At 72.5% G+C, this 17,056-nt stretch carries 15 protein-coding genes; 10 read left to right on the top strand and 5 right to left on the bottom strand.

Translation table 11 applies throughout. The annotated features are described in order from the left end of the window. Window positions 1–20 precede the first annotated feature (20 nt). From mmsA to ACFC51_RS08355, 3 genes are all read left to right on the top strand, one after another. A complete protein-coding gene (gene mmsA / locus ACFC51_RS08365) occupies window positions 21–1,571 on the top strand; it encodes a multiple monosaccharide ABC transporter ATP-binding protein (RefSeq protein WP_376527624.1) in 1,551 nt (516 codons plus the stop codon). Further along, window positions 1,568–2,812: a multiple monosaccharide ABC transporter permease gene (gene mmsB / locus ACFC51_RS08360; RefSeq protein ID WP_376368234.1), complete on the top strand. Its 1,245-nt coding sequence runs from the start codon at window positions 1,568–1,570 to the stop codon at window positions 2,810–2,812. Before mmsA ends, mmsB begins: the two co-directional genes overlap by 4 nt. A gap of 411 nt (window positions 2,813–3,223) precedes the next feature. Further along, entirely contained in the window at window positions 3,224–3,967 is a 744-nt protein-coding gene (locus ACFC51_RS08355; protein ID WP_376527622.1) for a dienelactone hydrolase family protein, read from the top strand. Between the two features lie 69 nt (window positions 3,968–4,036). Here the strand turns inward: ACFC51_RS08355 and ACFC51_RS08350 are convergent, their stop codons facing one another. From ACFC51_RS08350 to ACFC51_RS08340, 3 genes are all read right to left on the bottom strand, one after another. Then, window positions 4,037–5,554, bottom strand: coding sequence for an alpha-N-arabinofuranosidase (locus ACFC51_RS08350; RefSeq protein ID WP_376527619.1), 1,518 nt, complete (start codon window positions 5,552–5,554; stop codon window positions 4,037–4,039). Window positions 5,555–5,739: 185 nt separating this feature from the next. Continuing rightward, the gene (locus ACFC51_RS08345; protein ID WP_376368494.1) at window positions 5,740–6,168 is read right to left on the bottom strand and encodes an organic hydroperoxide resistance protein; all 429 of its coding nucleotides are present in this window, start codon (window positions 6,166–6,168) and stop codon (window positions 5,740–5,742) included. Between the two features lie 211 nt (window positions 6,169–6,379). Further along, entirely contained in the window at window positions 6,380–7,399 is a 1,020-nt protein-coding gene (locus tag ACFC51_RS08340) for an NADP-dependent oxidoreductase (protein ID WP_376527617.1), read from the bottom strand. 112 nt (window positions 7,400–7,511) lie between these two features. On the opposite strand from ACFC51_RS08340, the gene ACFC51_RS08335 reads away from it, so the two are divergent. Then, window positions 7,512–7,946, top strand: a complete 435-nt coding sequence (locus ACFC51_RS08335; RefSeq protein WP_376368496.1) for a MarR family winged helix-turn-helix transcriptional regulator — start codon at window positions 7,512–7,514, stop codon at window positions 7,944–7,946. A 4-nt stretch (window positions 7,947–7,950) separates the two neighbouring features. On the opposite strand, the gene ACFC51_RS08330 is transcribed toward ACFC51_RS08335, so the two are convergent. Then, window positions 7,951–8,655, bottom strand: coding sequence for a hypothetical protein (locus ACFC51_RS08330; protein WP_376527614.1), 705 nt, complete (start codon window positions 8,653–8,655; stop codon window positions 7,951–7,953). A 122-nt stretch (window positions 8,656–8,777) separates the two neighbouring features. On the opposite strand from ACFC51_RS08330, the gene ACFC51_RS08325 reads away from it, so the two are divergent. The 3 genes from ACFC51_RS08325 (at window position 8,778) to ACFC51_RS08315 (ending at window position 12,183) form a co-directional block, all read left to right on the top strand. Then, the gene (locus tag ACFC51_RS08325; protein ID WP_376527612.1) at window positions 8,778–9,350 is read left to right on the top strand and encodes a hypothetical protein; all 573 of its coding nucleotides are present in this window, start codon (window positions 8,778–8,780) and stop codon (window positions 9,348–9,350) included. Window positions 9,351–9,618: 268 nt separating this feature from the next. Further along, a complete protein-coding gene (locus ACFC51_RS08320; RefSeq protein WP_376368499.1) occupies window positions 9,619–10,656 on the top strand; it encodes a rod shape-determining protein in 1,038 nt (345 codons plus the stop codon). 18 nt (window positions 10,657–10,674) lie between these two features. Then, the gene (locus tag ACFC51_RS08315) at window positions 10,675–12,183 is read left to right on the top strand and encodes a GAF domain-containing sensor histidine kinase (RefSeq protein ID WP_376368500.1); all 1,509 of its coding nucleotides are present in this window, start codon (window positions 10,675–10,677) and stop codon (window positions 12,181–12,183) included. Here the strand turns inward: ACFC51_RS08315 and ACFC51_RS08310 are convergent. Beyond that, on the bottom strand, window positions 12,161–12,592 hold the full coding sequence (locus tag ACFC51_RS08310) for an Lrp/AsnC family transcriptional regulator (RefSeq protein ID WP_014156425.1): 432 nt from the start codon (window positions 12,590–12,592) through the stop codon (window positions 12,161–12,163). The two genes, ACFC51_RS08315 and ACFC51_RS08310, sit on opposite strands and share 23 nt — an antisense overlap. 160 nt (window positions 12,593–12,752) lie before the next feature. Here ACFC51_RS08310 and ACFC51_RS08305 point away from each other — a divergent pair, with 160 nt between their 5' ends. From ACFC51_RS08305 to ACFC51_RS08295, 3 genes are all read left to right on the top strand, one after another. Beyond that, entirely contained in the window at window positions 12,753–13,964 is a 1,212-nt protein-coding gene (locus ACFC51_RS08305; protein WP_376527609.1) for a nitrate/nitrite transporter, read from the top strand. Between the two features lie 202 nt (window positions 13,965–14,166). Then, window positions 14,167–15,630 carry an acyl-CoA synthetase gene (locus ACFC51_RS08300; RefSeq protein ID WP_376368502.1) on the top strand — a complete coding sequence of 488 codons (1,464 nt, stop codon included), beginning with the start codon at window positions 14,167–14,169 and terminating at the stop codon, window positions 15,628–15,630. A 16-nt stretch (window positions 15,631–15,646) separates the two neighbouring features. After that, window positions 15,647–16,981, top strand: a complete 1,335-nt coding sequence (locus tag ACFC51_RS08295) for a carboxyl transferase domain-containing protein (protein WP_376368503.1) — start codon at window positions 15,647–15,649, stop codon at window positions 16,979–16,981. Window positions 16,982–17,056: the final 75 nt, after the last annotated feature.

The following is a 17,056-nucleotide window of genomic DNA, read 5'->3' as shown; positions in this document are numbered from 1 at the left end:
AAGGATTGGAAGGCAAGACCATGGCGGGACCCGTCCTGGAAATGCGCTCGATCGTCAAGACCTTCCCCGGTGTGAAGGCGCTCTCGGACGTCACACTGACCGTCCGTCAGGGCGAGGTCCACGCCATATGCGGAGAGAACGGCGCCGGCAAGTCGACCCTGATGAAGGTGCTCTCCGGCGTCCATCCGCACGGCAGCTACGAAGGGGACGTCCTCTTCGAGGGCGAGACCTGCCGGTTCAAGGACATCCGGGCGAGCGAGCAGCACGGCATCGTGATCATCCACCAGGAACTGGCACTGGTGCCGTACCTCTCCATCGCGGAGAACATCTTCCTCGGCAACGAGCACGCCAAGCGCGGGCTGATCAACTGGAACGACACCCTCAGGCACGCGGGTGAACTGCTGCGCCGGGTCGGTCTCGACGAGCACCCGGAGACCCGCGTCGCCGACATCGGCGTGGGCAAGCAGCAGCTGGTGGAGATAGCCAAAGCGCTCTCGAAGAAGGTGAAGCTGCTCATCCTCGACGAGCCGACGGCGGCGCTCAACGACGAGGACAGCGGCAAACTCCTCGACCTGATCCTCTCGTTGAAGGACCAGGGCATGACCTCGATCATCATCTCGCACAAGCTGAACGAGATCCGCCGGGTCGCCGACTCGGTCACGATCATCCGCGACGGGCGCTCCATCGAGACGCTCGACGTGAAGGCGGCGGAGACGACCGAGGACCGGATCATCAGCGGGATGGTCGGCCGCGATCTGGAGCACCGCTTCCCGGAGCGGACCCCGCACCACCCGGAGGAGGGCTCCGCGCCCGCCCTGGAGATCCGCAACTGGACGGTGCACCACCCGATCGACCAGCAGCGCAAGGTCGTCGACGACGTCTCGATCGAGGTACGGCGCGGCGAGATCGTCGGCATCGCGGGACTCATGGGCGCCGGCCGCACCGAACTGGCGATGAGCGTCTTCGGCCGCTCCTACGGGCGCTACGCGGGCGGCACCGTCCTCAGGGACGGTGCCGTGGTCCGTACGAAGACCGTCCCCGAGGCGGTCGGGCACGGCATCGCGTACGCCACGGAGGACCGCAAGCACTACGGCCTCAACCTCATCGACACGATCAACCGGAACATCTCGCTGACCGCCCTGGGCAAGGTCGCCAGGCGGGGCGTGGTCGACGAGCACGGGGAACGGCAGGTCGCCGAGGACTTCCGGAAGTCCATGAACATCAAGGCGCCGACCGTCTTCGAGCCGGTGGGCAAGCTGTCCGGCGGCAACCAGCAGAAGGTCGTCCTCAGCAAGTGGATCTTCGCGGGTCCCGAGGTGCTGATCCTGGACGAGCCCACGCGCGGCATCGACGTGGGAGCCAAGTACGAGATCTACACGGTCATCGACCGGCTGGCCGCCCAGGGCAAGGCGGTCGTCTTCATTTCCTCGGAACTGCCGGAACTGCTCGGCATGTGCGACCGCATCTACACGATGGCCGCCGGCCGGCTGACGGGTGAGTTCTCCCGGGCCGAGGCCTCGCAGGAAGCGCTGATGCGTCAGATGACGAAGGACAAAGAGGTAACCCGATGAGCACGGACGTGACCGCGAAGACCCCGGCCCCCGTGCCGCCCGGCAAGGACGGGGCGGCCACCGGTGAGGGACTGCTCCAGCTGATGCTGGGCGGCATGCGCCGCAACATGCGCCAGTACGGCATGCTGATGGCCCTCGGCCTGATCGTGGTGCTGTTCGCGGTGTGGACGGACGGCGACCTGCTGCTGCCGCGCAACGTCTCCAACCTGGTGCTGCAGAACAGCTACATCCTGATCCTCGCGATCGGCATGATGCTCGTCATCATCGCGGGCCACATCGACCTCTCGGTCGGCTCGCTGACCGCTTTCATCGGTGCGATGGCCGCCGTGCTGATGGTCGAGCACGATCTCCCCTGGCCCCTCGCCGTGGTGCTGTGCCTGGCCATCGGCGCCGTCGCGGGTTCGGTGCAGGGCTTCTTCATCGCCTACCTCGGCATACCGTCGTTCATCGTGACCCTCGCGGGCATGCTGCTCTTCCGCGGTCTGACGGAGATCTTCCTGAAGGGCCAGACCCTCGGCCCCTTCCCGAAGGACCTGCAGAAGATAGCCAACGGCTTCCTGCCCGAGGTCGGGCCCTCCACCAACTACCACAACCTCACCCTGCTCCTGGGCTTCGCCCTGATCGCCTTCGTGGTGATCCAGGAGATGCGCGACCGCAAGCGGCAGCAGGAGTTCGCCCTCGACGTGCTGCCGGCCAAGCTGTTCGTGCTGAAGCTGGTGGCACTGGTCTCGGCCGTCCTCGTCGTCACCCTGCTGCTCGCCAGCTACAAGGGCGCCCCGGTCGTGCTGCTCATCCTCGGCGTGCTCGTGGTCGGGTTCGGCTACCTGATGCGCAACGCGATCGTCGGCCGCCACATCTACGCCATCGGCGGCAACCTGCCCGCCGCCAAGCTGTCGGGCGTGAAGGACAAGAAGGTCACCTTCCTGGTCTTCCTGAACATGGGCATGCTCGCGGCCCTGGCGGGCCTGGTCTTCGCCGCCCGCTTCAACGCGGCCTCGCCCAAGGCGGGCCTCAACTTCGAACTGGAGGCCATCGCCGCCTCGTTCATCGGCGGCGCGTCGATGAGCGGCGGCGTCGGCACGGTCCTCGGCGCGATCATCGGTGGTCTGGTCCTGGGCGTGCTGAACAACGGTATGAACCTCGTCGGCATCGGCACCGACTGGCAGCAGGTCATCAAGGGTGCGGTGCTGCTGGCCGCCGTCGGCTTCGACGTCTGGAACAAGCGCAAGGTCGGTTCGTAACACCCCTTTCCTCTGACAGGAGTCGTGTAGATGACCTTCATCGCCGGAACCAGCAGACGCACCGTCCTGACGGCGGTGCTGCGCCCGGGCGCCACCTACCGCTCGACGACGGTGCACGCCTTCTCCGCACGCTGAACCGACGGTACGCCGATGGCGCCCGCCCCGGGCCTGGGGGCGGGCGCCATCGGCGTACCGGCGTGCGGGGGTACCAGGGTGCGGGCAGGCGGGCAGGGGGTCGATATTCCTTCGAGCCGGTCCCGCCGCTCTGTTAGCCTGCCGGAGGCCGTGCGAGAGAGACAGGAGGTGGTACCCGTGAACGCAGTATCGACATGGGTGCTCCCCTGCGGAGTCATGGCCGGGCGATAGGTCGTCCGGGAGCGCCTTCACCAAGCCCTCCCGAAAGGCACGACCATGCGTTTCACCTCCGAACACCGCCTCGGCGACGACATCCTCGAACGCCGTTTCCTGCTCGGCGAGATCCCCGGCATCCTGTGGACGCCCGCGTCCGCACCCACGCCGGATCCGGCGCCGCTGATCCTGCTCGGCCACCCTCCGCTCGGCCTGGACAGGATGTACCCGCGGCTCGCGGAGCGGGCCCGGCAGGCGGTCGCGGACGGCTTCGCCGCGGCCACCGTCGAGCTCCCCGGCAGCGGCGACCGGCCGCGATGGCCCGCCGTCGACCAGGCGCGCGCGGACCTGCGCCGGACCATGCAGGCCGGCGAGCCCGTCGGTGACGCGCTCATCGATGCCCTCGTCCTCCCGCTGGTCGACAGGGCGGTCCCGGAATGGCAGGACGCCCTGGACGCTCTCCTCGACCTGCCCGGGATCGGCGGGCCGGTCGGGTACTCGGGAGGAGTGATCTCCATCGGCACCCGGCTGGCGGCGGTCGAGCCGCGCGTCTCGGCCGCCGTCCTGTTCGCCGGGAGCCTCGTCCCCCGCGTCATCTTCGAGGAAGCGCGCCGGGTCACCGTCCCGGTGCACGTCCTGCTGCAGTGGGACGACGAGGGCAACGACCGGCAGGCGGCGCTGGACCTGTTCGACGCCTTCGGCTCCGAGGAGAAGACGCTGCACGCCACCCTGGGAGGGCACACCGGTGTCCCGCGGTTCGCCGGGGACTCCGCCGCACGCTTCCTCACCCGGCACCTCCGCCCCTGAGGGCGAGCCCGTGAGGGGGCCGGAGCCCGGCCCCTTCACGGGGCACCCGTAGCGGGTCGGACGTCCGGCCTACTCCAGCCGGATCATGTTCCAGGAGAGCGGGGCCAGCACCGCCGTGAGCGTGCCGTCGGCGAGCTCGGTGCCCTCGGCGGCGTGCGGGACGACCCGCTCGGGCTCGGCGAGGGTGTTGCGCGCCTCCGGGTCGGCGTCCGCGACGACCAGGTGCTCGGCCACCCGGCCCAGCTCCAGCCCCGCCAGGGCGACTTCGAGCGGCAGCTCGGCGTCCTGGCTCCGGTTCACGGCGAAGACCGTGACGGCCCCGGTCTCCGGGTCCCGTACGGCGGTGGCGTGCAGCAGGTCCGTCTCGCCGTACTTCGCCGTCCCGTGGGTGGGCGAGTCCACCCGTACGTCGAGGACCTGGCCCCGGCCGTACCGCGCGGCCTGGGCGAAGGGGATGAAGGTGGTCTGCCGCCAGGCGGGGCCACCGGGCTCGGTCATGATCGGCGCGATGACGTTGACCAGCTGGGCGAGGCAGGCGACGGTCACCCGGTCGGCGTGGCGCAGCAGGGCGATGAGCAGGCTGCCGAAGACGACGGCGTCGGTGACGGTGTAGTTGTCCTCCAGCAGCCGGGGCGCCTCGGGCCAGTCGAGCGGGTTCTCCTCCGTCTCCTGCTGGAAGCGCTTCTGGTACCAGACGTTCCACTCGTCGAAGGAGAGGTTGATCTTCTTCGTGGACTTGAGACGGGCCCCGACGTGGTCGCAGGTCGCGACGACGCTCTCGATGAAGGACTCCATGTCGACGGCCGAGGCGAGGAAGGAGTCGCGGTCGCCGTCGGTCTCCTCGTAGTAGGCGTGCAGGGAGACGTAGTCGACGAGGTCGTAGGTCTCGGCGAGGACCGTCGCCTCCCAGGCCGCGAAGGTCGGCATGGCGCGGCTGGAGGACCCGCAGGCGACGAGCTGGACGGACGGGTCGATCTGGCGCATCGCACGCGCGGTCTCGGCCGCGAGCCGCCCGTACTCCTCGGCCGTCTTGTGACCGGTCTGCCAGGGGCCGTCCATCTCGTTGCCCAGGCACCACAGCTTGATCCCGAAGGGGTCCTTGTCACCGTGGGCGGCGCGGAGGTCGGAGAGCGCGGTGCCGGACGGATGGTTGGCGTACTCCTGGAGCTGGACGGCCTCCTGGACCCCGCGGGTGCCGAGGTTGACCGCGAGCATGGGTTCGGCCCGGGGGCCGATCTTCCTGAGGAAGTCGATGTACTCGGAGAGGCCGAAACGATTCGTCTCGGTGGACCGCCAGGCGAGGTCGAGCCGGCGGGGGCGCTCGTCGGCAGGGCCGACGCTGTCCTCCCAGCGGTAGCCGGAGACGAAGTTGCCGCCGGGGTAGCGGATGGCGGTGACGCCGAGTTCACGGACGAGATCCAGGACGTCGGTGCGCAGGCCGGCCTCGTCGGCCGACGGGTGACCGGGCTCGAACAGGCCGTCGTAGACACAGCGGCCGAGGTGCTCGACGAAGGAGCCGAAGAGCCGTGGGTCGACGTCGCCGACGGTGAAGGCCGGGTCGAGGGTGAAGCGCGCGGTGCGGGTCATGGGCTTCCTTACTCGTTCGATATCTCGAATGATGCTCGTAACCTCGAACGGGACCGTAGAGTTCCACCTTCGCGGCCGTCAATGCCCCTGCGCGCGCTTTCGCGGATGCGGCGGACCCGCGCACGACCGAGGGCCGCACCCCTGTGACGGGATGCGGCCCTCGGACGTACGGGGTCGGGCTCGGGTCAGCCGACGGACAGCTCGACCTTGATGTTGCCGCGGGTGGCGTTCGAGTACGGGCACACCTGGTGCGCCTTCTCGACGAGCGCCTGGGCGGTGGCCGTGTCGACGTTCGGGATGGAGGCGCTGATCGCGACCTCCAGGCCGAAGCCGCCGGCCTCGGTCTTGCCGATGGAGACCGAGGCGGTCACCGTCGAACCGGAGATGTCGGCCTTCTCCTGGCGGGCGACCACGCCGAGAGCGCCCTGGAAGCAGGCGCTGTAGCCCGCCGCGAAGAGCTGCTCGGGGTTGGTGCCCGCGCCGCTGCCGCCCATCGCCTTCGGCGGGTTGACGACGACGTCGAGGTTGCCGTCGTCGGAGGAGACGCGGCCGTCACGGCCGTTCTCCGCGGTGGCGACGGCGGTGTAGGCGACGTCGATGTTCTGGATGGTCATACGGGTCATTCCTCCTGCTGATGCGCCGCGGCTCGCGCCCACGACCGCGACGGCCTGGGCCGAGCCTAGCGGGTGGTCGTCCGGGCGCTCCGGCCGCCCGCCGCCCTGGGGCCGAGCGGGTCCGGAGCAGGGGCCGGGGCCCGGGTCGGCTCCGAACGCGGTCCGCACCGGCTCCGGACCGACTCCGGCTCGGCTCCGGACCCGCTCCGGATCAGGCGTCCAGCGAGACGATCATCTTGCCGGTGTTCTCGCCGCGCAGCAGGCCGACGAACGCGTCGTACGCGTTCTCGATGCCCTCGACCACCGTCTCGCGGTACTTGAGCTCACCGGAGGCCAGCCAGCCGGCCACGTCCTGGACGAACTGCGGCTGGAGCGCGGCGTGGTCGCCGACCAGGATGCCCTGGAGACGCAGCCGCTTGCCGATGACGAGGGCGAGGTTGCGCGGGCCCGGGGTGGGCTCCGTGGCGTTGTACTGGGCGATCATCCCGCAGATGGTGGCGCGGCCGTGGACGTTGAGCGAGGAGATCGCGGCCTCCAGGTGCTCGCCGCCGACGTTGTCGAAGTAGACGTCGATGCCGTCGGGGGCGGCCTCGGCGAGCTGCTCCCGGACGGGGCCGTTCTTGTAGTTGAAGGCCGCGTCGAAGCCGTACTCCTCGACGAGGAGCTTGACCTTCTCGTCGGAGCCCGCCGAGCCGATGACCCGGGAGGCGCCCTTGATCTTCGCCATCTGGCCGACCTGGCTGCCGACCGCACCGGCCGCACCGGAGACGAAGACGGCGTCGCCCTCCTTGAACGAGGCGACCTCGAACAGGCCGGCGTAGGCGGTGAGCCCGGGCATGCCGAGCACGCCGAGGTAGGCGGAGAGGGGGGCGATCGAGCCGTCGACCTTGACCGCGTGCTTGGCGGGGACGTCGGCGTACTCGCGCCAGCCGAGACCGTGCAGCACGTGGTCGCCCACGGCGAAGCCCTCGGCGTTCGAGGCGACGACCTCGCCGACCGCGCCGCCGTCCATGGGGTGGTCGAGCTTGAAGGGCGGGGTGTACGACTTCACGTCGTTCATCCGGCCGCGCATGTAGGGGTCGACCGAGAAGTGGAGGTTGCGGACGAGGACGCGGCCCTCACCGGGCGCGGCCACCGGCGCCTCGCGCAGCGCGAAGTCCGTGGCCTCGGGCCAGCCGTGCGGGCGGGCGACGAGGTGCCATTCGCGGCTGGACGTGGGAAGTGCGGACATGGCTCGGGTCTCCTCGATGTCGTGCCGGGGCGAAGCGGAAAAGCTTCAGGACATGAAACAACCATGCGTCCAGATATTTCACCTTGTCAAGTAATTCGGTACGCTGGGTGTCATGGCCACTCCGCGCACCGACCCGCTCACCCTCGACGTCATCCAGCTCATCGGCGGCGTGGTGGCGCGCTACCACGAGGAGTACGACCGGGCCGCGGCCACGCACGCGCTGACCGGCGCGCAGGCCAGGGTGCTCGGGCTCCTCTCCCTGGAGCCGATGCCCATGCGCAAGGTGGCCCGGAAGCTCAAATGCGAACCGTCCAACATCACCGGCATAGTCGACCGGCTCGAACTCCGCGGCCTGGTGGAGCGCCGCCCGGACCCGGCCGACCGGCGGGTGAAGCTCGCCGCCCCGACCGAGGAGGGCAGACGGACGGCCGGGGAGCTGCGGGACGCGCTGGACTTCGCCCGGGAGCCGCTCGCCGAGCTGTCGGAGGCGGAGCGGACGGTCCTGCGCGACCTCCTGCGCCGGATGCTCGGCGAGGACGACGCCTAGACCGTCAGAAGCAGAAGATCCACCACTCGCAGGTCTCGGAGGGCGACGGGGTGGGGCTGGGCGTGGGGTCGTCCGACGGTTCCGGGGTCGTCGGGTCCGCGGTCGGCCTCCCGGAGCCGGAGGGCTCGGAGGGCGCGTCGGTGCCGCCCGGCTCCGCGGGCGCGGAGGGGGGCGCGGCAGGCGGCGTGTCCGCCGGGGCGGAGGACGACGGAGGTGCGGCGGGCGCCGTCGTGCGGGCCGGGCCGCCCGTCGCGGACCCGGAGTGCGCGTCGGTGACCGGCACGACGGTGGGGGCGTCCACCGGCCCGGGGTCCGCGGGCTCCGTGCTCGACGGGGCGGACGGCACGGGCTCGGTGGCGCCGGACGTAGCCTCGGTCACGTAGTCCGCAGCGCCGCTGTCGCCGCCGGGCTCCATGGCCAGCTCGGCCAGGCTCAGCGCCCCCAGCGCCAGCACCACACCCGCCGCCGTCAGCAGCAGGGCGCGGCCCCGCCGCCTGTGCGTACGACGGCCACGCCTCCTGGCGGCTCCCCGGGCGCGGCGGCGGTGGCCGGAGGCCCCGGCGGCCTCCGGGGCGCCGTCGGCGGGCTCCGCCGGGCCGCCGGAGCGGTCCGGGAGGGCGTAGGGGGCCAGCGCGTCGGCGGGGGTCCCGCAACCGGCGCAGGCCAGCGCCCCGTTGAGGTGCCGTTGGCACGGGTGGCAGTAATCCATGGCGCCCGCAGACTAGACGCGCGAGGAAGGGCACAGGAAGGCGCACAGGTGAGGATCCTGTGTGGAGTCGGGGACTCCGGGTGAGCCGCACGAGCCCTGCGGTACGCGGCAGGATGGCTGGCATGACCGCTCCCGCCCCGTTCGGGCCGCTCCAGTTCCAGCTCGTCCTGCTGCGCCGGATGGCCGACCACCAGCCCGGCCTCGTCGAGGACGCCCGGCATGAACTGAGCGCCTCCCTCGCCGAGATGAGGGAGGCGAACCGCCGCTGGCAGGCCATGCTGCGCGCCCCGCGAGGCCGGGGCGCGCTGCGCCGCTACCGCTCGGTGCTGGGTGAGCCCGAGTCGTCCGTACGCCGCACGGTCGGCGACCTGGAGTGCGACGCGCTGCTGTGGCGGCTGCCGCTCTGGCCGGACCTGCGGTTCGAGGTGATGGCGGGCCCCGGCGGAGCCGTGTGGAACGAATGGCTGGTCCGCGCCCCGGGTGCGGCGGGCCCCGAGCTGCGTACGGCCGCCGACCTGAGCCCGTGGTCCTGCACCGTGGACGAGGTGGCCAGGGCCTTCGCCCCGGCCCGCCCCATGGAGGGCAGCGCGCCGACCCGCTGGGCGCTGGCCTTCACCGACCCCAGGGGCGGCCGTCCCCGCGTCGCCGAGTTCACCTGGGGACTGTTCCAGCGGCTGCTCCCCGACGGCGCCTGACACCTGACACGCCGTCCCCAACGGCTGCTCCCCGACCGCGCCTGACACCTGACACGCCGTCCCCGGCGACGGCTCCCCGACCGCGGCCGGCGCCGTTCGCGCCACGTCCGCATCCGGCTTCCCGGCGACGCGCGGCATCTGTCGTGCCGTCAGCTGCGGGTCCCCCCGACGGCTCACCCAGCGCGCGCCCCTACCGGACCGGCGTGACGATGCCAGGAGAGCCGGCTGCCGCCGGTACCCCCCGTCAGCGCTCTCGGGAGACCCTGCCGTGACCGTCAGTCTCGAACAGTTGCGCCGTTGCCATGTCGCCGTCGATCTCGGGGCCGCGAGGACCCGTGTGTACATCAAGGGAGTGGGGCTCGTCGTCGACGAGCCCAGTGTCGCCGCCGTGAACACGCGCACCGGCTCGCTCATCGCCGTCGGCGCACTCGCCGAGCAGATGACCGGCCGTACGCCCGCGTACATCCGGGTGGCCCGCCCGGTCTCCGGCGGAACCGTCGTCGACATCGACATGGCGCAGCGCATGCTGCGCCATCTGCTCGGCGAGAAGCTCCGCCGCCAGCTGCGCCGCAAGCCGCGGCTGCGGGCCGCCGCCTGTGTCCCGCACGACGCCGATCCGCTGGCCCAGCGGGCCGCCGTCGAGACCCTCGTGGGGCTCGGAGCACGGCGGGTGGAGCTGGTCGACACCCTCATCGCCGCGGCCATCGGCTGCGGGCTGCCGGTGGAGCAGCCGACCGCCACCATGATCATGGTCTGCGGAGCGGCCACCACCCAGATCGCCGTGCTCTCGCTCGGCTCGATCGTGACCGCCGTACGCATCCCGATCGGCGGCGAGGCCATCGACCACGCGGTCATCCAGCACCTGCGCCAGCACCACGAGCTGATGCTTCCCAGCCAGTCCGTGCGCCCGCTGCAACTGGCGCTCCGGGGCAACGGCCTGACGCTCAACGGCCCCGCGGTGACGGAGATCCACGGCCGTGACGTGGCCACCGGCCTGGCCCGTTCGGTGCAGGTCGACACCGCCGCCGTGCGCCAGGCGATCCACACCCCGCTGACCGCGGTGCTCGACGGCCTCGGCAAGGTGCTGCGGGACTGCCCGCCGGACCTGGTGGCCGACATCGCGGACTCCGGGATCATGATGGTCGGCGGCAGCGCCCTGCTGCCGGGGCTCGACCAGATGCTGCGCGACGCGACGGGCGTGCCCGTGCACATCGCCGAGCGGCCCGACGTGTGCTCGGTGCTGGGGCTCGGCGCGATGCTGGACGGCACGGTCCAGCCGCTCGTCCTCGCACCGCTCGTCGGCTGAGAACCGCGGGGCTCCCCGGTGGCGGAGACGGGTCTCGACCTGCGGACCACGCTGCAGCACATCGTGGACACCGCCACGGCCCTGGCCGGGGCGCGCCACGGCGCCCTGGCCCTCCTCCACGGCGAGGACCGCACGGTCACCGACCTCTTCACCACCGGCATGTCCGACGGTGAACGCCGCGCCGTCCGCCCTCTCCTGGACGGCCGTACGGGGGCACTGGGCACCCTCGTCGACGACGCGCAGGCCGTGCGCGTCGACGATCTGCCCCCCGGCCCGCAGCCACCACGGGACGGCGAGGCCCCGCCCTTCCCGGTGCGCTCCTTCCTCGGGGCACCGGTCCGCGTGCACACCGAGGTGCTGGGCAGCCTCTGCCTCACCGCGGAGGAGCCGGGGCGGTTCACCGACACGGAACTGGCGCTGCTGCGGCTCCTCGCCTCCCAGGCCGCCGCGGCGATCGGCGGCGCCCATCTGTACGAGGCCGCGCGACAGAGGGAGCACTGGATCGAGGGGGCCGCCGCCATCACCCGCGCGCTGCTGACCGGAGCGGGCACGACCGACGCCCTGACGACCGTCGCCGAACGGGCCAGGGTGCTGGCAGGGGCGGCGGCCGGCGTGATCCTCCAGCCGACCCCGGACGGCGGCATGGAGATCGTCGCCGCCTCCACCCTCGACGACCCGGCCGGCCTCGTCGGCACCGCCATCGCGCCGGGCTCCCCCGTCCTCGTCCAGCTGCTGGGCGGCGAGGAGGTCCTCATCGAGGACTCCGCCACCGACGAGCGGATGACGACCCCGGTGCGGTCCCGGTTCGGCCCCAGCATGATGCTGCCCCTCCAGAGCGGGGGCAGGCTCATCGGCACGCTCGCCCTGCCCCGGCGGCGCGGGGAGGCCCCGTACACGGCGACGGACCGGCTGCTCGCCTCCCAGTTCGCCTCCCAGGCCGCACTGGCCCTGGTGATGGCCGACGCACAGCACTACCGGGAGCAGCTCGCGGTCTACGAGGACCGCGACCGGATCGCCCGTGACCTGCACGACCTCGTCGTACAGCGGCTGTTCGCGACGGAGATGATGCTGGAGTCGACCCGGCGCAAGGACCTGGCGGGTGACACCGGCACCGCCGAGCTGCTCGCGACGGCGGTGGACGAGCTGGACTCCACCATCCAGGAGGTCAGGACCGCGATCTTCGCGCTGCAGCAGCCGCCCGCCGAGGCCCCCACGACCTTCCGCGGCCGGGTCCTGCGCGAGACGGGCGGCGCTGCGGCGGTGCTCGGCTTCCAGCCGTCCGTGCAGTTCACCGGCGCCGTGGACTCCCTGGTGGCGCAGCCGGTGGACGGCGAACTGCTCGACGTGCTGCGCGGGGCGCTCGCGGCTGCGCACCGGCGGGAGGGGGTGTCGGCCGTCGAGGTGGAGGTGGACGCGACGGCGCGGCTGCCCGACGGGAGTGCGGCGGTACGGCTCGTGGTCGCGGACGACGGGCGTGCCGAGGACGGCAGCCGGTCGCCGACGGTCACCTGGCAGGCGCGGCTCTGAGGGCGATGCGGGTGTTGGAGTGCGCGACGCCGGCGTCCTTCTTCAGCCGGCGCAACAGCGTGTCCAGGGAACCGGGGTCCGCCGCCGTGGCGCGTACGAGGTAGTCGTGGCCGCCCGTCACGTGCACCACCTCGGTGATGCCGGGCAGGGTGAGCACCGAGCGTTCGAACTCCTCGTTCGTCGTGTCGAGGCGCAGCGACACGTCGATGAAGACGACGAGCCCCGAGCGGGTGTCGGCGGCCGGGTCGACGATGACCGTGAAGCCGCGGATCACCCCGTCGCGGCGCATGCGGCGCACACGGTCACCCGCGGCGTTGGCACTGAGCCCCACGCGCACGCCGAGATCGCGGTACGAGATCCGGGCGTCCTCCTGGAGAATGCCGAGGATCTCTCTGTCCAACCGGTCCATAACGGTGATTGTCGCAGCCGGGGGCGGGAAACGGCGGTCGAGCGGCCCCGCCGAAGGGTCCGCACGAGCCCTGTGCCCATGGGGCGCCTGCCGTCCGACGGCCTACCCGGATGGCCCAGCCCACCGCGCCCCGTCCGGCCCCCCGCCCTTGACTTGCGACGTGGACACAACCGCCCAGCAGGACCCCGCCCCGGACCGGGACCGGTCCGCCGCCGCCTACCGGAACCTGATCATGGCGACGATCGGGTTCACGCTCACCTTCTGGGCGTGGAACCTGATCTCACCGCTGTCCGGTGACTTCAAGGAACGGCTCGGCCTGAGCTCCTTCCAGCAGTCGCTCCTGGTGGCGGTCCCCGTGCTGGTGGGTTCGCTCGGCCGTATCCCGGCGGGCGCGCTGACCGACAAGTTCGGCGCCCGGCTGATGTTCCCCGTCGTCTCGGCCCTGACGATCGTGCCGGTGCTGCTGCTCATCCCCGCGAAGGACTCCTACGGGGCGATGCTCGCCGTCGGCTTCCTGCTCGGCCTGGGCGGCACGACGTTCGCGATCGGCATCCCGTTGGTCAACTCGTGGTTCCCGCCGGCGAAGAGGGGCCTCGCGCTCGGGGTGTTCGGCATGGGCATGGGCGGCGTCGCACTGTCCGGCTACTTCACGCCCCGCATCGCCAAGCACAGCGAGAACCTGCCGTTCTGGATCGTCGCCGGTGCGCTCCTGGTCTACTCGCTGCTCGCGGCCGTCCTGATCACGGACCACCCCGGACGCACGGTCCCGACGGACTCCCTGGGACACCGGCTGGGCCAGGCGGGCCGGCTGCGGGTGACCTGGGAGCTGTCCGCGCTCTATGCGATCGGGTTCGGCGGCATCGTCGCCTTCGGCGTGTACCTGCCGACGTACCTGAAGACCTGGTACGAGATGTCGCCCACCGAGGCCGGCACCAAGGCGGCCGGCTTCGCCCTGGTCACGGTCGTCTTCCGGCCGGTCGGCGGCTGGCTGTCGGACCGGATCCACCCTGCCCTGGTCACGGCCGGGGCCCTGCTGCTGGCGGCGCTGATGGCCATCGTCCAGGCTTTCGACCCGGGTCTGGACCCGGTCGGCACGATCGCGCTGCTCTGCATGGCGGCGGGGCTCGGCACCGCGAGCGGCAGCGTCTTCGCGCTGGTCTCGCAGGTGACCCCGCAGGCCAAGGTGGGCAGTGTGACCGGCATCGTCGGCGCGATGGGCGGCCTCGGCGGTTTCGTGCCGCCGCTGGTCATGGGCGCGATCTACAGCGCGAAGGGCTCGTACTCGATCGGCTTCATGCTGCTCTCCGACCTGGCGCTGGCGGGCGCCGTGTACGCCTACGGCCGGATGCGGACCATCCGGCGCGACGGCTGAGGCCGGAGGCCGGAGGCCGCACGATCCCGATCCCGGGCGGGGCGCGAACCCGGTCCCAGGCAGGGCGCGAAGCCCGTCCGGGGCGGGGCGCGAACCCGGGCCGGGGCGGGGCGCGAACCCGGGCCGGGGCGGGGCGCGAACCCGGTCATGGGGAGGGCGCGAAGCCCGTCCGGGGCGGGGCGCGAGGCCCTAGGCTGCACCGGTGACCTCTCTTCTGCCCGCGCTGAGCGGAGCGTCCGGACGGACGGACTCCCCCGAGGCCGTCCGGTTCGGCGCACACGTCCTGAGCTACGCACAGCTGGCCGATGCCTCCGCCTCCCTCGCCGCCCGGATCGCGGGGGCGGGACGCGTCGCCGTCTGGGCCACGTCCACGCCGGAGACGGTGGTCGCCGTCGTGGCGGCGCTGCGGGCGGGGGTCCCCGCCGTGCCGCTCAATCCGAAAACCGGGGAACGGGAGCTCGCGCACATCGTCGCCGACAGCGAGCCGTCGGTCGTGCTGGCCGGGACGGGCGACGCACTGCCGTCCGCGCTGAGCGGCCTGGAGCGGCTCGACGTCGGCACGGCCACGGCCGCCCCCTCCCGGGAGGCCGTCCTCCCCGAGCCCTCGCCGGAGTCACCCGCCCTGGTCGTCTACACCTCGGGCACGACGGGCCCGCCCAAGGGCGCCGTGCTGCCCCGCCGGGCGATCGCCGCGTCGCTGGACGCGCTGGAGGACGCCTGGGGGTGGACCGGTGAGGACGTCCTCGTCCACGCCCTGCCGCTGTTCCACGTGCACGGGCTGATCCTCGGCGTCCTCGGCCCGCTGCGCCGGGGCGGCTCCGTACGCCACCTCGGCCGGTTCTCGGCCGAGGGAGTGGCCCGCGAGCTGCTCTCGGGGGGAACGATGCTGTTCGGCGTGCCCACCATGTACCACCGGCTGGCCGGCGCCCTGACCGGTCCGGACGGTCCGGGGAACCTCGCGAAGGCCCTGGCGGGCGCCCGGCTGCTGGTGTCCGGCTCGGCGGCCCTGCCGGTCCACGACCACGAGCGGATCGCGGCGGCCACCGGCCGCCGGGTGATCGAGCGGTACGGGATGACGGAGACCCTGATGAACACCGGGGTACGGGCCGACGGCGCACCGCGTGCCGGGACGGTCGGCCCGCCCCTGTCGGGTGTGGAGCTCAGGCTCGTCGAGGAGGACGGCACGGTGCTCGCGGACACCGCGTCCATCGGAGAGATCCAGGTGCGCGGGCCGAACCTCTTCACCGGTTACCTGAACCGGCCGGACGCCACGGCCGCCGCCTTCACCGAGGACGGCTTCTTCCGCACGGGCGACATGGCGACGGTCGACCCCGACGGCTATGTGCGGATCGTCGGGCGCAAGGCCACCGACCTCATCAAGAGCGGCGGCTACAAGATCGGCGCCGGCGAGATCGAGAATGCCCTGCTCGACCACCCCGGTGTGCGCGAGGCGGCCGTGACCGGCGAGCCGGACGCGGACCTCGGCGAGCGGATCGTGGCCTGGGTGGTGCCGGCCGACCCCGGATCGCCGCCCGGGGAGCGGGAGCTGGCGGACCATGTGGCGGATCTGCTGGCACCGCACAAGCGTCCTCGCGTCGTCCGCTATCTCGACGCCCTGCCCCGCAACGAGCTGGGCAAGATCATGAAGCGGTCGCTCGGTGTCTGACGCCCGGTGCGAGCGCGTGTCCGCGCGGCAGGCCGTCGACGCGGTCGCGGAACACTTCACGGAACACCGCCCCGCCGCGCGGCGGCTCCCGCCGGACGGGCCGCTCGGCTGGAGCGGCTACGGGGAATCCAGGGAACGCGCCTCCTCCCGGACCGGCGAGGAGGAGTCCGTCCTCTACGGGACCGCCGTGGTCGGCGGCCGGGAGTGCGTCCTCGTCTCCTTCGAGTTCGCCTTCCTGGGCGGCTCGCTGGGCGGGCTCACCGGGGACCGGCTGGAGGCCGCGTACGCGCTGGCGGGCGAGCGGGGGCTGCCGCTCGTCTCCCTCGTCGCGACCGGGGGCAGCCGGATGCAGGAGGGCATGATCGCGCTGATACAGCTTCAGCGGGTGGCCCGGGCGTCCGCAGTGCTCCGGGACCGGGGGCTGCCGCAGATCGCCGTGCTGCGGGATCCGACGACCGGGGGAGGCTGGGCCACCGTGGGGGCGGGCGCCGACGTGGTCCTGGCGCTGCCGGGGGCGCAGATCGGGTTCGCGGGTTCCCGGGTGCGGCCGGCCGACGCCGATCCGTACGCGTACACCGCCGAGGGGCAGTTGGCGGCGGGCCAGGTCGACGCGGTCGTCCCGCCGGACGAGCTGGCCGGGACCCTGGCCCGCTGGCTGACCGCGCTGACGGTCACCGGCCCGCCGCGGGCGGCACCGGTACCCGCCGCCCTGTCGGCCGCGGAACTACCGGCCACCGGCTGGGACGCGGTGGAACAGGCCAGGTCGGCGACGCGGCCCCGGGCCGCCGCCTATCTGGACGCGTACTTCGCGTACCGGCTGCCGCTGAGCGGCGACCGCTGCGGCGGCAGGGATCCGGGACTGCTCTGCGGGGTGGGTCTGCGCGACGGCCGGCCGGTGGCGTACGCCGCCCAGTGCGGCACCGCGACCCGCCCCGCGGGCTACCGCACGGCTGCCCGGGTGATCCGGCTCGCCGACCGGCTCGGCCTCCCCGTGCTGACCCTGATCGACACCCCTGGCGCGGCCAACGACGCGGAGGCGGAGCGGGCGGGCGCGGGCGCGGCCATCGCCGACGTCTTCGCGGCGGTCGCCGCCGCCCGTGTCCCCGTGACGACCCTCGTGATCGGCGAGGGCGGCTCCGGCGGTGCGCTTGCCCTGGCCGCACCGGACCGCACGCACGTCACCACGGACAGCTATTTCTCGGTGATCGCGCCGGAACTGGCGGCGGCCATCCTGAAGCGCGGTCAGGACGAGGTGCGGTCCACCGCCGACCAGCTACGGCTGCGCCCGCAGGATCTGGTGGAGCTCGGGATCGCCCGCTCGGTCGTCGGCCCCGCCGGCCCGGAAGCCTGAGAGGCGTTCGGCGCGCCGCCCGGGCGACCCTTGGCTAGCGTGGCACGAAGGACCGTCCGTCGAGCGAAGAGAGGT

It is taken from the genome of Streptomyces sp. NPDC055962, assembly GCF_042270185.1.
Taxonomy (GTDB): domain Bacteria; phylum Actinomycetota; class Actinomycetes; order Streptomycetales; family Streptomycetaceae; genus Streptomyces.
The sequence above is the reverse complement of the archived record's forward strand: the minus strand, read 5'-3'. Positions and strand labels throughout refer to the sequence as shown.

Bases quoted from the DNA above. Each gene is read 5' to 3' on its own strand.
- mmsA (WP_376527624.1), top strand. From the start codon at position 21: ATGGCGGGACCCGTCCTGGAAATGCGCTCGATCGTCAAGACCTTCCCC.
- mmsB (WP_376368234.1), top strand. From the start codon at position 1,568: ATGAGCACGGACGTGACCGCGAAGACCCCGGCCCCCGTGCCGCCCGGC.
- ACFC51_RS08355 (WP_376527622.1), top strand. From the start codon at position 3,224: ATGCGTTTCACCTCCGAACACCGCCTCGGCGACGACATCCTCGAACGC.
- ACFC51_RS08350 (WP_376527619.1), bottom strand. From the start codon at position 5,554: ATGACCCGCACCGCGCGCTTCACCCTCGACCCGGCCTTCACCGTCGGC.
- ACFC51_RS08345 (WP_376368494.1), bottom strand. From the start codon at position 6,168: ATGACCATCCAGAACATCGACGTCGCCTACACCGCCGTCGCCACCGCG.
- ACFC51_RS08340 (WP_376527617.1), bottom strand. From the start codon at position 7,399: ATGTCCGCACTTCCCACGTCCAGCCGCGAATGGCACCTCGTCGCCCGC.
- ACFC51_RS08335 (WP_376368496.1), top strand. From the start codon at position 7,512: ATGGCCACTCCGCGCACCGACCCGCTCACCCTCGACGTCATCCAGCTC.
- ACFC51_RS08330 (WP_376527614.1), bottom strand. From the start codon at position 8,655: ATGGATTACTGCCACCCGTGCCAACGGCACCTCAACGGGGCGCTGGCC.
- ACFC51_RS08325 (WP_376527612.1), top strand. From the start codon at position 8,778: ATGACCGCTCCCGCCCCGTTCGGGCCGCTCCAGTTCCAGCTCGTCCTG.
- ACFC51_RS08310 (WP_014156425.1), bottom strand. From the start codon at position 12,592: ATGGACCGGTTGGACAGAGAGATCCTCGGCATTCTCCAGGAGGACGCC.